General features: G+C 36.7%; 12 protein-coding genes and 1 pseudogene. 6 read left to right on the top strand and 7 right to left on the bottom strand.

The features are described 5' to 3' along the window. The first annotated feature begins 190 nt into the window (after positions 1 to 190). From lpxC to P3F56_RS06375, 6 genes and pseudogenes are all read left to right on the top strand, one after another. Positions 191 to 1,015 (top strand): UDP-3-O-acyl-N-acetylglucosamine deacetylase, encoded by an 825-nt coding sequence (gene lpxC, locus P3F56_RS06400; protein ID WP_281152082.1) that lies wholly within the window; start codon positions 191 to 193, stop codon positions 1,013 to 1,015. Between the two features lie 171 nt (positions 1,016 to 1,186). After that, complete coding sequence (locus tag P3F56_RS06395; RefSeq protein ID WP_281153744.1) at positions 1,187 to 1,555, top strand: 2Fe-2S iron-sulfur cluster-binding protein; 369 nt, start codon at positions 1,187 to 1,189, stop codon at positions 1,553 to 1,555. 136 nt (positions 1,556 to 1,691) lie between these two features. Next, positions 1,692 to 2,534: an inositol monophosphatase family protein gene (locus P3F56_RS06390; RefSeq protein ID WP_281152081.1), complete on the top strand. Its 843-nt coding sequence runs from the start codon at positions 1,692 to 1,694 to the stop codon at positions 2,532 to 2,534. A 1,128-nt stretch (positions 2,535 to 3,662) separates the two neighbouring features. Continuing rightward, positions 3,663 to 4,886 carry an ATP phosphoribosyltransferase regulatory subunit gene (locus P3F56_RS06385; RefSeq protein ID WP_281152080.1) on the top strand — a complete coding sequence of 408 codons (1,224 nt, stop codon included), beginning with the start codon at positions 3,663 to 3,665 and terminating at the stop codon, positions 4,884 to 4,886. A gap of 96 nt (positions 4,887 to 4,982) precedes the next feature. Next, on the top strand, positions 4,983 to 5,753 hold the full coding sequence (hisF, locus tag P3F56_RS06380; RefSeq protein ID WP_281152079.1) for an imidazole glycerol phosphate synthase subunit HisF: 771 nt from the start codon (positions 4,983 to 4,985) through the stop codon (positions 5,751 to 5,753). 106 nt (positions 5,754 to 5,859) lie between these two features. Beyond that, positions 5,860 to 6,128, top strand: a pseudogene (locus P3F56_RS06375) (2Fe-2S iron-sulfur cluster-binding protein). Between the two features lie 1,044 nt (positions 6,129 to 7,172). Here P3F56_RS06375 and P3F56_RS06370 read toward each other — a convergent pair. From P3F56_RS06370 to metG, 7 genes are all read right to left on the bottom strand, one after another. Beyond that, positions 7,173 to 7,970 (bottom strand): type 1 glutamine amidotransferase, encoded by a 798-nt coding sequence (locus tag P3F56_RS06370; protein ID WP_281152078.1) that lies wholly within the window; start codon positions 7,968 to 7,970, stop codon positions 7,173 to 7,175. A gap of 127 nt (positions 7,971 to 8,097) precedes the next feature. Next, positions 8,098 to 8,172 carry a DUF2949 domain-containing protein gene (locus P3F56_RS10300; protein ID WP_342637182.1) on the bottom strand — a complete coding sequence of 25 codons (75 nt, stop codon included), beginning with the start codon at positions 8,170 to 8,172 and terminating at the stop codon, positions 8,098 to 8,100. Positions 8,173 to 9,402: 1,230 nt separating this feature from the next. Beyond that, entirely contained in the window at positions 9,403 to 9,930 is a 528-nt protein-coding gene (locus P3F56_RS06360) for a DUF192 domain-containing protein (RefSeq protein WP_281152077.1), read from the bottom strand. A 101-nt stretch (positions 9,931 to 10,031) separates the two neighbouring features. After that, on the bottom strand, positions 10,032 to 10,730 hold the full coding sequence (nblR, locus tag P3F56_RS06355; protein WP_281152076.1) for a response regulator transcription factor NblR: 699 nt from the start codon (positions 10,728 to 10,730) through the stop codon (positions 10,032 to 10,034). A 37-nt stretch (positions 10,731 to 10,767) separates the two neighbouring features. After that, positions 10,768 to 11,940, bottom strand: coding sequence for an LPS export ABC transporter periplasmic protein LptC (gene lptC / locus P3F56_RS06350; RefSeq protein WP_281152075.1), 1,173 nt, complete (start codon positions 11,938 to 11,940; stop codon positions 10,768 to 10,770). A gap of 34 nt (positions 11,941 to 11,974) precedes the next feature. Continuing rightward, positions 11,975 to 12,580, bottom strand: coding sequence for a LabA-like NYN domain-containing protein (locus P3F56_RS06345; protein WP_119260717.1), 606 nt, complete (start codon positions 12,578 to 12,580; stop codon positions 11,975 to 11,977). Between the two features lie 141 nt (positions 12,581 to 12,721). Further along, positions 12,722 to 14,323, bottom strand: coding sequence for a methionine--tRNA ligase (gene metG / locus P3F56_RS06340; protein WP_281152074.1), 1,602 nt, complete (start codon positions 14,321 to 14,323; stop codon positions 12,722 to 12,724). Between the last annotated feature and the right edge of the window lie 280 nt (positions 14,324 to 14,603).

Here is a 14,603-nt window from a genome sequence, read left to right as displayed (position 1 = left end):
AAAAAGAATTAGCCGTTAAGACAGCTTCTATTCTCCGTGTTTACTCACATCAGGATTAACGGTCTCACAAGTAGCTGAGGTATTAGAATTAGATATGAACTAAGTGAGAGATTTGAACAAACAAGAATTTTAGGATGGCCTATTTTTAGGATGGCCTGTTCTTTATACCTTGATAGTGGTGAGGGTAATTATGAGTTCTACGGTTAAAGAAGTTATTACAGTATCGGGAGTTGGGTTACATTCTGGAGTGAAAACTCAGGTAAGTATTTTACCTGCACAATCGGGAGAAGGTCGCTATTTTGTGAGGGTAGATTTACCAGAAAATCCTATAATTCGTGCTGAGGTAGCTTCAGTTAGTCAGACGACTTTATCAACAGAATTAGGTCAAGGAAAGGTAGCCATTCGTACGGTTGAACATCTTCTATCCACGTTAATCGCCATTGGGGTCAAAGATGCCCGTATTGAAATTGATGGGCCAGAAGTCCCATTGTTGGATGGCTCTGCTCAAGAATGGTTTAAAGCGATGATTCAAGGAGGTGTTAGTCCTTCTTCATTGTCCGCAGGTTCTCCTTTATTAGAACCGATTTGGATTAGGGATGGAGATGCTTTTGTGGCTGTTTTACCTGCGTCTGAGACTCGTTTCACCTATGGAATTGATTTTCCTTACTCTCCTATTGGCAATCAATGGTATAGTTGGAACCCTAGTATAGAATCTTTTGAAAAGGCAATCGCCCCTGCTAGAACTTTCGGTTTTGCTGATCAAATTGAAAAACTACAAAAGGCAGGTTTAATTCAGGGAGGGAGTTTAGAAAATGCCTTGGTCTGTGATCACGAAAAATGGTTAAATCTCCCTTTGAGATTTGAGAATGAACCTGCCCGTCATAAATTATTAGATTTAATTGGGGATTTAAGTTTATTAGGAACTATTCCTCAAGGACATTTTTTAGCCTACAAAGCAAGTCATAAGCTTCATGTTCAATTGGCTATGGCGATACAAAAAAAGTTGAATTCTTAAGAGTGAACATTGATTAACCTGATAAATAATCAGAGACTCGATTTATATTAATGTTTTAATAACTTAACTATTTACGAGAAAAGCAAAAAAGTCTACCATAGGAGAAGAGTGGGGTTATCGTCAGGTCTAAGTTTGTTTCTAACTGTCACTAGTACTCTGTCTTGTTCGACTATGACCCGTCATCATACAGTTCGCATCAACCATCGTCAAGAAGGAAAAGAATACACCTTAGAAGTTCCCAATAATAACTACATTCTTCATAGCGTCGAAGAACAAGGTAATCAATTACCTTGTTTGTGTAGAAATGGGGCTTATACTACCTGTGCTGTACGTATTCTATCAGGAGAAGTCTATCAACCTGAAGCTGTAGGATTATCTCCAGAATTGAAAGACAAAGGTTATGCTCTGTTGTGTGTTAGTTATGCTCGATCTAGCTTAGAAATAGAAACTCAAAATGAGGATGAAGTTTATGAGATTCAATTTGGACAACATTTTAGGAGGGTGAAAAAGAAATTTAAAATTTTTATGGATGATGATTAAATTAATAGATTATATGTAATCATATCCTCAATTATTGGAGAGAAATCAATATTTTTAAAACCAGCTTTAAGATTTCGTTTTATAACGAGATTTATCCATTATTGAATTATCAATGGTTTATTGTTAACTATCAGTCATGTACAAACCAGTTCAAAACGAATTAGAAATACTCTTAGATGTTGCCACAGAAGCGGTGATGACTGCTGGAATCATTTTACAAGATCTTTGGGGTAAATTAGAAAAAATTGAGGAAAAAAGTCGTCCTGGAGATTTAGTTACCGAAGCTGATAAAACAGCGGAATTAGCTATCTTAAATGTTCTACGTCGTCGAGTTCCTCAACATCAAATTTTAGCTGAAGAATCTGGTCTTTTAGGAGTAGCTAAAAGTAATTATCTTTGGGTAATTGATCCCCTTGATGGAACCACCAATTATGCCCATGGCTATCCTATCTACGCCGTATCTGTCGGATTATTGATAGAGGGAATTCCCCAAGTGGGAGCCATTTATAATCCCTTTAAGAACGAATTATTTAGAGCTGCTAAAGGATTAGGATCTACTCTTAATTATCGTCCTATTCGAGTTTCCAAAACTACAGAATTAAGTAATAGTTTACTAGTCACAGGATTTGCTTATGATCGCCAAGAAACTCAAGATACTAACTATCCTGAATTTTGTTACTTAACTCATATTACTCAAGGAGTGCGCCGTGCAGGATCAGCTGCCCTTGACTTAGCCAATGTAGCTTGTGGCCGCCTCGATGGGTATTGGGAAAAAGGATTAAGTCCTTGGGATATTAGCGCAGGGATTGTCATTTTAGAAGAAGCAGGAGGAAAAATCTCTGCTTATGATGAGAGTGCGTTAATCCTTAAATCAGGGAAATTATTAGCTACTAACGGGCATATCCATCATGTTTTGAGTCAAGCTTTAGATAAAGCATTGCCCTGGCTACAGAATTTTTATCAAGTAAAATCACTATAGTCGAGCGCTAGGTGATCCTAGTTATACAGCTAGAAATTTGGTGTTTGAAGACACAGTAGAGATGATAACGACATAAGAAAAAAGAAAAGTTTCAGTCACTGAAGGGGTGGGCTTAAAATTTGGCGTAAGCCTTCCTATTTAACAAGGACTATTTAAATATGATCTCATCTACCACTATTACTATACAATTCTTGGGCTTCCGATAGATGTGGATATCAAGTAAATTTCCCAACGTTACCTGAAAGTTGCTTTTTGTCTTCATTTTAATACCTGTAAGGGGAAAATAGAAAACAGGAAGAAACTAGAGAATAACTTGTTATAACAATAAGTTAATCCTGCCTAGAAAACCCCCTCAAAAGGCCAGCTTGAATGGTCTGGATTTAGCCGGAGATGCTGAGCTATATTACTTTAGGCGCTAAAACTGCCTACAAATTATTTCAGGTTACAGTGACTCAAAACACTCATTGAATTTATCTAAAAGTTAATTAAATCCTTAATTTATGAACAGTATAAGGACTTGGCTCAAGCATTGGTAAACACTGTAAACTTGATGAATTGAATTTAGTTTATCTAAATAATGAATGCGGCAAGGGAAAAAACTAGAATTAAACCTTCTCCTGAACTGCCTAAACCTAAATTTGATCTAGAAGACCCTAAACAACAGCTATAGATTGAAAAAACTTTTGTTTCCGTTGTTTATTCTGTCATTAGACGGGCGCGTTGACATCTTGAGCGCCAAGAATATAATGTCCCAAGCCATTATAGAATTACGAGAAGCCCTGAAAACTGAACCAAATAATTCAGTATGTCATGAAGCACTCGGATTAGCTTCTTTTGAAGAAAATTGACTCACCATGACTAGGGTTCATATCAATAAAGCTCCGCAAGGAAACTCTAAACACCTGGTGGTTATTTAAGCTAAAAAATCTCTTGATCAACTAATGAGCAATGACAAACACAAATCTTCTGATAAATCAATTGAGGGAAAACTGTTTAGCTCTTTGTTCGGGAAAAAGAAGTAGTTTATACTCCACTGGTAAAAGGCAATCCTAAGCTAGGCTAAAAGACAGAACTTTAACCTCCCCTTTTTGGGGCAAAACAATACAAAGCAATAGGCGAAAGAAAACCATGATTCATCAACCACCTGCAGGAGCAAGAGACTTACTTCCTCTCGAAGTCGTACAAAAGGCTTGGATTAATGATCTTCTTCAACAAGTCTTTGGACAATGGGGATATCAACGTGTTGTCACTTCCACCATTGAATGGTTAGAAACATTGATGGCCGGAGGAGCTATTGATCCTTCAACGGTTATTCAACTACAGGATAGTTCTACAGGGCAATTAGGATTGCGGCCAGAACTAACTGCCTCGATTGCCAGAACTGCTGTTACTCGCATGGCTGATACCACTTATCCTCAACGCCTCTGTTATCGTGCTAATGTTTTTCGGGATCCTCCGGTTGGTCATCACGGAAAACAATTAGAGTTTTATCAAGCAGGGGTAGAATTGCTTTTTTCGGGAGGAGTGTTAGCGGATGCGGAAATTTTATTATTAGTCGCTGATTGTCTCGAACAGTTAGGAATTCCCCATTGGCATCTCATTTTAGGAGAAGCTAGTCTCACGCGATCACTTCTTGAACCCTTTCCAGGTTCCCTCAAAAGTCAAGTGCGTCAATGTTTAGCTCAACTTGACTATGTCACCCTAGAAAATCTTGACTACCCTTCTGTTGACTTACAACAACGAGGAAAATTATTGTTTGATTTACGGGGAACTCCTGCTCAGGTACTCCAAAAAGTTGTCCAATTAGAGTTGGATAAGGCTGGACAAAAAAGTGTTAATAATCTAAGAGCCTTGGTCGAACTAATTGAAACAAGCTGGTCAAAACCCTTTCCATTTACCTTAGATTTAAGTTTAATTCAAACCTTTGATTACTATACAGGAATTGTGTTTAAAGCTATTGGAAAAAACAACAACCAATTACAAATTTTAGGTCAGGGTGGACGCTATGACAAACTTCTTGGGGTTTACCATCCTCAGCAAACATCAGCTCCAGGTATTGGATTTTCTTTCAATCTTGAAGACATATACACTTGTTTATTAACCACTGCTATTTTGCCGCAAACTCCTCCTCTAATTGATTCCCTCGTGATTGCTCAAACTTCTCGGACTCAATCAATGGCCTTGAGTTATGCTCAACAACTTAGACAATCATCAGAAAAGTTAAGGGTAGCCCTAGAATTGGGAGGACGTTCTCCCGAAGAAATTCGTAATTATGCGTTGAAAAATCACATCAAAACTCTCGTTTGGATGACCGAAAAAGGAGAAGTAAACATTGAAACTCTGAACAATTAAACTGAAAATAAACTCTTATTTCTGTGATTACTTTTTAAGTCTAAAATCAGAAATAAACTACTAAATACATCATATTTACCCAAAAAACTCGTCCAAATGTTAGCTAAACGAATTTTACCTTGTCTCGATGTTAGTGCCGGTCGCGTGGTCAAAGGTGTTAATTTTCTTAATCTCCAAGATGCTGGAGATCCTGTGGAATTAGCAAAAGTCTACAATGATGCTGGGGCTGATGAATTAGTCTTTCTCGATATTACTGCCACTCATGAGGGACGAGACACCATTATTGATGTCGTTTATCGTACTGCCGAAGCCATTTTCATCCCTTTAACCGTTGGGGGTGGCATTCAAACCCTAGAAAACATCAAAAATCTGTTAAGGGCCGGAGCTGATAAAATTAGTATTAACTCCGCCGCTGTTCGTAAACCTGATTTTATCAACCGTGCTAGTGATCGCTTTGGTAAACAGTGTATCGTAGTTGCTATTGATGCTAGACGGCGCAAATATCCTGATAATGACGGCTGGGAAGTCTATGTGCGAGGAGGACGGGAAAGTACAGGGATAGATGCCATCGAGTGGGCACAAAACGCGGAAAAACGGGGTGCAGGGGAATTGTTAATAACCAGTATGGATGCGGATGGAACTCAGGCTGGATATGATCTGGAATTAACTCGCACTATCGCTGAACTAGTAGAAATTCCAGTAATTGCCTCTGGAGGAGCGGGAAATTGTAGACATATCTATGAATCCTTCTCTAAAGGTCGTGCTGAAGCAGCTTTATTAGCTTCTTTACTCCATTGCGGTAAGTTGTCCATTGGTGAAGTCAAAGAATACTTACGTGATCGCCAAGTTCCTGTTAGAATTACATAAATACTACTGAACTGAAACAAAATTGTTAGTTAAGATTAGCCGAGTCTTAAAACTTATAAAAATTATGGAAGAATGTTAAAAACTTAGATTCGGATGATAAAAGCAGATGACTATTTTTTTTGTTAAGGAAAATAAAGATATTGTCGCGGCTCAAGGAGCTAACCTCAGAGAAAAGGCTCTACAAAACCAGATTGATCTCTAAAGGGAAAACTCATTAATTGTGGGGGCTATAGTCAATGTGGGACTTGTATCGTAGAAATTGTTGAAGGGGTAGAAAATTGGTCACCACGAACAGATTTTGAAAAGTGTGCACTTAAGAAAAAGCCCGATAATTATCACTTATCCTGTCAAACATTGGTTAATGAACCAGTTTAACTTGAAACTAAACCCTGCATATGTAAAGATTAGAGTTTATCGTTTATTAAAAATTGATAATACTTTTAATTAATAGTCTAAAAAAACAGACGAAATAGGAAAATATTCAGAAAAAACTAACAAATCAGGAAAATATAGTAAACTTGAAAGCAAACAAAAGTTTAAGTTAGATCGTTATTTTTTGCTCAAAAAATAACGATCTAACTTAAATAAAAATAGCCAAATTATAGAATAATAATATTACAGAATAATATATAAGTTGTATGTATAACAAATAAGAAATAACCAGAAAAAACTTACAAATATTAGGAAATTTTAAACTAGAATAATAAGCATTAAGGTGAAAAACTAGAAAATATTTTTGAAAATAGAAGGGTGTATTGAATTAAATATGGCTTTAGCTGTATTTAATTTTTGAAAAAACATCCATATGGTTATACGACTAGAGTAAGAAAATGCTATTATTAAAAATAAAAAAAGAAATAGAGTCAGTTATGTTTTTTGAATGGTAATTTTGATTATCTAAATATTTAGATAAGTTAAAATATAGTTTTATTTAACGCTTAGTGATTTCCAAATTTAATAACTTAATTATGAACAGAAAATTTCATTATTTCGGTATATAAAACCAGGTTTTATATAGGGTAAATTTTTATAAAAATTGTAGAAAAAAGTGGATATTAACTATAGTATCTTTCACTTAAATCTCCAGATTTTAAAACAATTTAGAATTGGCAGTTTATATATAACAACCTAGATAAAATAATACTCTTTAAAAGAAAAAATTCTTTTTAATAATACCTAGGGTTCTGCCTTACTGCTCCAAAATCAAAAATCTTTATCGGTTGCTGTCAATAAAATTTTGATAAATAAAATATGATGATTTTTAACTCAATTAACTAAATTTATCTTGATGGATAAAGTTTAAAAATTGTTGAATATTCTTATTGATCGGCGTAAAAGGGTTACTGATAAATAGACTAGTAAAGGAAATAGTGTCGTTAGTATTTAAAAGCTTAATAGATATTTCACCGTGAACTGCTTTTATCCTACATAACCAACTTCAAGACGTTTTAACATAGCTTTCCTAGCTTGTTCTGCAAGAGAATCATTAAGAGGGTCTAAGGAAATTTCGGCTTGATATTTTTCTTGTAAAGCCGTTTGAATTAACCAGTCAGCAACAAAAGGATTTTTAGGTAACAAAGGCCCGTGGCAATAAGTAGCGATCACATGACGATAAAAAGCTCCTTCATAACCATCTTCTCCGTTATTCCCATACCCTTTAATCACTCTTCCTAATGGTTCAACTTTTCCTAAATAAGTCCGCCCTCCATGATTCTCAAACCCGATGATAATCGGAGGTTTTCCTAATTGTTTTCTTAAAGCTTCTGCTAGGGGACTAGGAGTGATTTCAAAGACAACATCACCAACACAACGAGATACATTTAATCCGGGATGTTTACTAACTAAATCTAGTAACCCTAACCCCTCAATGCGTCGTCCTAAAGCAGGTTCATAGTAATGGCCTAAAAGTTGAGGAGAACCGCAGGTAAACACTCCAGGGGTTCCTTCTTCAATTTTATCTTTAAAAGCCTCAGCTTTAGCCCCTTGCAAATCTCGCATCACAATCTCTTGTTGACGATCTTGGGCCCCACCTCCGACAATGATATCGATTTCTTTAAACATCGAGGCTTCTGTTTGCTGAGTTATAGGGACGATAGTAACATTGAGTCCACGCCATTGACAACGACGTTGAAGACAGATGACATTACCTCGATCACCATAGGTACTCATTAAAGTGGGATATAGCCAACCAATCCGTAATTCTTGAGTTTGAAACATAGTTTAAGCCAGAAGTTATCAGAACATTTTATCTTAGTTCTCTGAGCCTATCCACTTTTGAGTTTATTCCTTGCACTCTCTCTTGATTTTTAATAAGACAAGTTAACTAACCGTGATCAAATTAAACTCAGATCTGTTCTAACCAGTCATAAATTTGATCTAATTCTTTAAGATTTACTAATCTATACTGCCATAGGACCATTGGGGGCTCTTAAGTTTGTTCAACGTTCAGTTGAACAACAGCAATTTAATTCTTAGAAAGAGCTAAGTCTTTATCCAACAAAAGTAATAATTGTTTATAATGTGGTATTTGACATCGTCTTTTCTGATTTTTTATGTAGGTTTCATCTTTGAGTTTTAATTGTTCCTTGATCGTTGAGGATGATTATGTCCTAAGAGTGGTAACGACTGATTAAATTTTCACTTTGTAGTCTACCGTGATCGTTATGTCAACATTGAGGCAAAATATAGTTAATCGTTAGGGAATGTTCTTCCTCAAGAGCAAACTCTTTATATGTTAGGAAGCTAATGAAAATAACTAACATGTAGAAATATGTACGCGTGGCTACGTTTACTCGTTCCTTATTTATCAACTCTAGATGGATAAAAATCCTAAAAGCTTCTTTGAGTTTTTTCGTATTATTCTTACTCACACCATCTATCCACTGAACTTTCCATTACGGGATAGGACTTAATTTTACTTAAGGTAGACTAGTATTTTGGTCGACTTTGTCCTTTATTTGAGGAGATATTACATCTACGAATCGTCGACTTAAGGATTTATTCTTCGAGATAGAAGGAATGAGTAGTAAGACATAAATCAACAACACTATGTTAAGAACTATTAAGGCAGTGGATAAATTGCCAACTCGTACTGAAAGAATGAGAAAATACTCTAGCATGAGAAGCTCAAACAAAGCTCAAAACTAATAGAGACATTAGTTAGCATAAATTTGACACTAATTTTTAACTTTGTTAAACAAGATTAAGACTTTTCTGTTTAGCTTCCCGCAGGGAAAGAAAAATAAGCGCAATATTGCGGTCTCAGGGTGAAAGCTACTCAGTACTTAACGACTAAGCTAGACTAAAACTAGTCTAATAGACACTTGGAAACACGCCAAGAAATTAAAGGGCGAACCTTATTACTCTCGCTGATGGGTACACGCGTACGTAGGTTGTGTCTGGCAATCAACAATGCTAAAAAATTCGAAACAGAAAAAAAGTTTTTCTGATGATTAAAAAGCTATACATTCACAGCCCATGGACAGTCGGTAGTGACGAGTATGGAAATATCTTGACGGAAGTAGATAAATAGCAACATTTTTTTTCTATCTAGAAGAGTTCAGTGAAACAGTAACATCCTATGCTAAGCCAAAAAGGTCTGTGCAGTGTGCTTGCGCGACTCCTAAGGAAGAGTATTTCTAGAGGAATGTCAAAAAGAAGTGAAAAATTCAATATGAATATGATCGCCTGATTCAATACCTAATTGTGCAGCACGTCCCCCCCGTAATTCAATCACCATATCGATATCGGTGTTAAGAATAGGTCCGTAGGTAGAACAGAGGTCTTCTTGACAAGGGGGAACATTAGTTACCACCTGTTTGACTTCTCCATCGAATAGGAAAATCATGTCTAGGGACAGGTTAACATTCTTCATCCAAAATCTTACCGGCCTTGCAGGCTCAAAAACAAAGAGCATTCCTCGATTATCTGCTAAAGACTCCCGATACATCAATCCGATGCTTTGTTGTTCTGGAGTTTGAGCAACTTCTAATTCAATCACTTGTCCATTGATCATTGCCTTTGCTTCCACAGGGAGACTTTGACCTTGGGTTTGGGCAATGATTTCCAATGTCTTCTCAACCTCACTAGACTGGGATTGAGTCCGCTCTGGTAAAGAATATCCAAAAGATGAAATAGCAATAATAACAGTTGAGGTTAAGGAAATCGATAATTTCATTGTAAGTCCCATCTTACGTCAGTGTTTATCAACAATTACAGTTAAAGATTAAGACAAGAAATACAAAGTAGGATTTTTCCCCTTGTCTCCCTTTTTTCTGACTATCCTTCTCGTAGAACATAGCCAACACCGCGAACAGTGTGGATCAATCGTTTTTGATTTTTAATCTCTATTTTTAAGCGTAAATAACGAATATAAACTTCGATTACATTAGATTCGCCTTGAAAATCATATCCCCAAACATTTTCCAAAATTTTATCTCGTGTTAATATTTCTTTAGGATGAGACATGAGGTATTTAAGTAATTCAAATTCCTTCATCGTCAAATCAATGGCTATTTCATTAATAAAAAGTTGGCGGTTATTCAAATTCAATATTAAATTATCAAATTGAAGTCTTTCAGTAACTGTTTCACTAGTAGTTAAATAAAAATGGACTAACCTAAGCAGGTTTTCAGTATGATAAGCTGTTAATATATAGTCGTCGGCTCCTGCCTCTAAACAAGCCACTCTTTCTTCAACGCTTTCTTGATCAAGCACCATAATAATCAATACTCGGTTTTGAACCTTTCTCAACTGACGGCACAAAGTCAATCCAGCTTTTTTTGAGCGGTGACGATCAATAACTATCATAGCCGGTTGTTGCTTTTTGACTTCGAGTAGAGCTTGATGAGCGTCGGATACAATCACTGGAGTGTAACCAATTTCTATTAGATCAGCTTTTGCGCGTTGATTAAAGGATTCGTCAAGTTGTACTAATAAAATGCAAGAATTCATAGTAGTAGAGGTAATTACACTCATAAGTAATACCGTTCTCATGAAAAACAGTTAGTTTAAGTTATTTATTTGGGAAAAATTCCGTTACTACTCGATCTTGAGCATTGCCGCTGACAACAATTTTGTTATCATGTATAGTGCCTACAGCTTTTTCCCCAGTTAAATTAAAGTCAGGATTGGTTTGTTCGTAAATGACATTTCCCAAGGCTTCGATGATCTGAGTGTCAACATTCCAGGTAAGATCGTTTGAATATAGTTTGGCGGCATTAGCGGTGCTATTGCCTTGAACACCACCTCGAAGATAAGCAATACTATTAGTGAGATCGACCTCAGCTTGATTACCAGTGACGATAACTCCCTGTTGATAGTGAATTAATTTGACGGGTCTGCTAGAGGTTACTTGACGCACTTCGTATTTCCAAATAAATTCGTTGGTTGCTACTTGTACCGGAGGTTTAATTGATTTGAATTCAATATTGTCTTTAACAATGATCTGTTTGGTGTTGAGATGAACTTCAGCACGGTTAGCAACTAGTTTGTCGGTGACGATTTTATCTTGGAAACGAACTATGTTAAGTAAACGATCACCAATTACCTTTTGTTCAGGAATCTTCCAGAGTAGATGTTCTGTTTTCAGTTGCATTCGAGGCTTTTTTGAGGTAGCAATAATATTGCCTATAAATTCAAGTTTCTGCTGAGTAGCATAATATTTACCCTCCTTGGCAGAAGCCGTAAATTGAGGATGGGAACCCCGCAAGTTTTTTCGTATCATGAGGACAGATTCCCTGGGTCTCCACTCTACTTCTTCACTCTGTATTACCGCATCGTTGCGAGGATCAACCGCAACAATGTTTTCTTTGAGATAAATTTCTTGCCCATCTCGATCAATTTCTCCCTGGTCAGCTTTAATGCGAAGGACAATTTTCCCGTCTTGGAAAATATTGCCTTTTACGGCAGTTAATTGAGCCTTCTTACGATCAGGACTGTAGACGGCCTCATCTACTTGAATTTTCCAAAGCATTTCTCCTTTTGCATTAGATTGTTCTAAGGTCGCGTTGTTGAGAATTAATTGACTTTCTATATTAGTAGCTTTCTGCTGTGGGTTATCAGAACTGTTCTGAGATTGATCGTTTCCTTGACAGGCAGTGATAGCTGAGAGGAGAAACAGCACTCCGACTGTTAAAACCCAATTGGGTTGGAGATGCTGCTTCTGAAGAAAATTTGAGCTATCCATTTGGTTGAAGTTATTTGAGTCTGACTTACTTACCTTATCTTGGTTTATTGCTATCTAACATCCCAACCCCCGAAAAACTACCATAGGACATGTTCGGTTTGGGAGTTTTTTGAATATCTTCTTTGATTTGGTCGAGATCAATATAACGATCAGCGACATTAATCAAACTATCACTAGTCATTGAACGCAAGCTAACAACTTCGATGCGCGCTCCTCGATAGCTAACGGAATCAGCTGCATAGGCTAAGTCTCCATCGCCACTGACGATTACGGAGGTATCATAGGCTCCAACTAAAGCCATAAGATCAACTGCAATTTCTACGTCTAAGTTAGCTTTTTTTGAGCCGTCGGGTAATTGAACCAGGTCTTTAGCGATTACTCGATAACCATTACGACGCATCCACAATAAAAACCCCTGTTGTTTTTCGTTGGTGCGATCAACTCCGGTATAGAAGAAAGCTCTTAATAACCGAGATCCTCCTGTCAGACGACACAGTAACTTTGTATAGTCAATTTCAATTCCTAATTGAAGAGCAGCATAAAATAAATTAGAGCCATCAATAAAAATCGCAACACGTCCTCTATTTTCTAATACCTGTTCTGGCGTAAATATAGAATCGTCTTCAAATTCTTCAAACATTTGTCTTATTCCTGGTTGATTATGGAGAAGGTATGGTTTATGAAATGGGTTTGTTATTTCTGGCTTATATTTCATGGGATTTGTAAATTGGTAAAAGGTGTAATGGCAACATTGTTTCCCTAGCACCCGGTTTAGCCAGATTTAGGTAGATTCTTCCTCGGGAAGGTTAAGCCTAACAAAAATAGGTTGGGGTTTAGTTAAGGTTTGACTAACTTCAATTTTTCCCCACTGACTATGTTGAGTAAAGGGAGCATTTTGATGGACGTGATTGCCATCATTAAAATCAACAGATAACCCCAATTGTTGGTAGATGTTATTACTTAAATTGGGAATTATTGGGGACAATAAGTAAGCACTCAGGCGGACTGATTCTAACACAGCAGCTAGAATAGTTTCGACTTCCGCCTGTTTTCCTTGTTTGAATAAACTCCAGGGAGCTCGTTCATCAATGAATTTATTACTTGCCCGAATTAGACCAAAAATTTCCTCACAAACCTGATTAAACTTGATGGTTTCATAGGCTTGAGTTACTCTTAGCCCCAAATTTTCACCAGTGACTTTTAAGGGATAGTCTAAAGGAAAATTAGCTACTCGAGGAATTACCCCTTTACAGTATTTTCTGGTCATCCCAAGAGTTCGGTTGAGCAAATTTCCTAAATCATTAGCTAAATCAGCATTAAGAACATTAACAAAACGGGTTTCACTGAAGTCTCCATCTCGTCCACATTCAATTTCTTTGAGAAAATAGTAACGTACAGCATCGGAGCCATAACGGTTTACTAAATCAAAAGGATTAAGTGTATTACCTAAACTTTTACTCATTTTTTGACCATCTTTAGTCAGAAATCCATGACTAAAAATTTTTTTAGGTAAAGGTAATTTAGCTGACATCAACATGGCTGGCCAATATACTGTATGGAAGCGCAAAATATCCTTCCCAATTAAGTGAAGATTAATAGGCCACCATTGAGATAAGGCGTTCTCTAGGGTCGGTTCCTGATCAGAATCAAGTAAAGCAGTCACATATCCTAGAAGGGCATCAAACCAAACATAAATGGTATGATTAACATCGATTGGGACAGGAAAACCCCAGTCAACATTAACACGGGAAATTGAGAAATCTTGCAACCCTTGATTAACAAACTTCAAGATTTCATTTCGGCGAGTTTCTGGTTCAATGAATTCATGATGTTCTTCATAAAAGGTTTCGAGAGCTTCTTGATATTTGGACAAACGAAAGAAATAGTTTTCTTCGTCACGCCATTCAGCTTTTTTATTGGGATGAAGAGGACAACACTCGTCTTCTCGTAATTCCCGTTTTTCTTTGAATTCCTCGCAAGGAACACAATACCATCCCTGTTGTCGAGCTAGATAAATGTCGTCATTATCGTAGACCCGTTGGAAAAATTCCTTGACGATCGCTTCATGACGTTGACTAGTAGTGCGGCTAAAGCAATCATATTGAATGTTCAGCTTTTGCCACAGATCTTTAAAACTTGCCACAACCTCATCGCAATGTTGTTGCGGATCAAGTCTTCTTTCTACTGCAGTGCGCTGGATTTTCTGTCCATGTTCGTCAGTTCCCGTGATGAACAGGACAGAGTAACCTTTAAGTCGTTTAAAGCGTGCTATGACATCAGCCACCATAGTTGTATAGGCGCTCCCCATGTGAGGCACGTTGTTAACGTAATATAAAGGAGTCGTCAAGGAAAATGTTTGTGGCTTTGTCTTGTCTGTGATCATTTAAACTTACACTATAAAAATAAACGGCATTTACTTATACCATTGACATATTTTTCTTACCGTTATGTTTATCCTCACTCGGAATTTAGTTGTTGGTTATTTGTATCACTTTTAGTTCTAACCTAATAGAGGACTCTCTATAAATAAAAATAACCTTAAGCTAAAATTTTATAGACAATTTTTCTGTTTTTTCAGAATCTAGTCTACTTTAAGAGCTACCTTGTTAATCTTTCTCTAAGCTAACGTAATTTATCGTAATAGTTTCTTAGATTTTTCTGAA

The organism is cyanobacterium endosymbiont of Epithemia clementina EcSB (assembly GCF_029919255.1).
Classification (GTDB): domain Bacteria; phylum Cyanobacteriota; class Cyanobacteriia; order Cyanobacteriales; family Microcystaceae; genus Rippkaea.
This window is presented reverse-complemented; position numbering and strand designations above follow the sequence as displayed.

Excerpts from the sequence above, each read along its gene's own strand:
- lpxC (WP_281152082.1), top strand. The coding sequence starts at position 191 with ATGAGTTCTACGGTTAAAGAAGTTATTACAGTATCGGGAGTTGGGTTA.
- P3F56_RS06395 (WP_281153744.1), top strand. The coding sequence starts at position 1,187 with ATGACCCGTCATCATACAGTTCGCATCAACCATCGTCAAGAAGGAAAA.
- P3F56_RS06390 (WP_281152081.1), top strand. The coding sequence starts at position 1,692 with ATGTACAAACCAGTTCAAAACGAATTAGAAATACTCTTAGATGTTGCC.
- P3F56_RS06385 (WP_281152080.1), top strand. The coding sequence starts at position 3,663 with ATGATTCATCAACCACCTGCAGGAGCAAGAGACTTACTTCCTCTCGAA.
- hisF (WP_281152079.1), top strand. The coding sequence starts at position 4,983 with ATGTTAGCTAAACGAATTTTACCTTGTCTCGATGTTAGTGCCGGTCGC.
- P3F56_RS06370 (WP_281152078.1), bottom strand. The coding sequence starts at position 7,970 with ATGTTTCAAACTCAAGAATTACGGATTGGTTGGCTATATCCCACTTTA.
- P3F56_RS06360 (WP_281152077.1), bottom strand. The coding sequence starts at position 9,930 with ATGAAATTATCGATTTCCTTAACCTCAACTGTTATTATTGCTATTTCA.
- nblR (WP_281152076.1), bottom strand. The coding sequence starts at position 10,730 with ATGAGTGTAATTACCTCTACTACTATGAATTCTTGCATTTTATTAGTA.
- lptC (WP_281152075.1), bottom strand. The coding sequence starts at position 11,940 with ATGGATAGCTCAAATTTTCTTCAGAAGCAGCATCTCCAACCCAATTGG.
- P3F56_RS06345 (WP_119260717.1), bottom strand. The coding sequence starts at position 12,580 with ATGTTTGAAGAATTTGAAGACGATTCTATATTTACGCCAGAACAGGTA.
- metG (WP_281152074.1), bottom strand. The coding sequence starts at position 14,323 with ATGATCACAGACAAGACAAAGCCACAAACATTTTCCTTGACGACTCCT.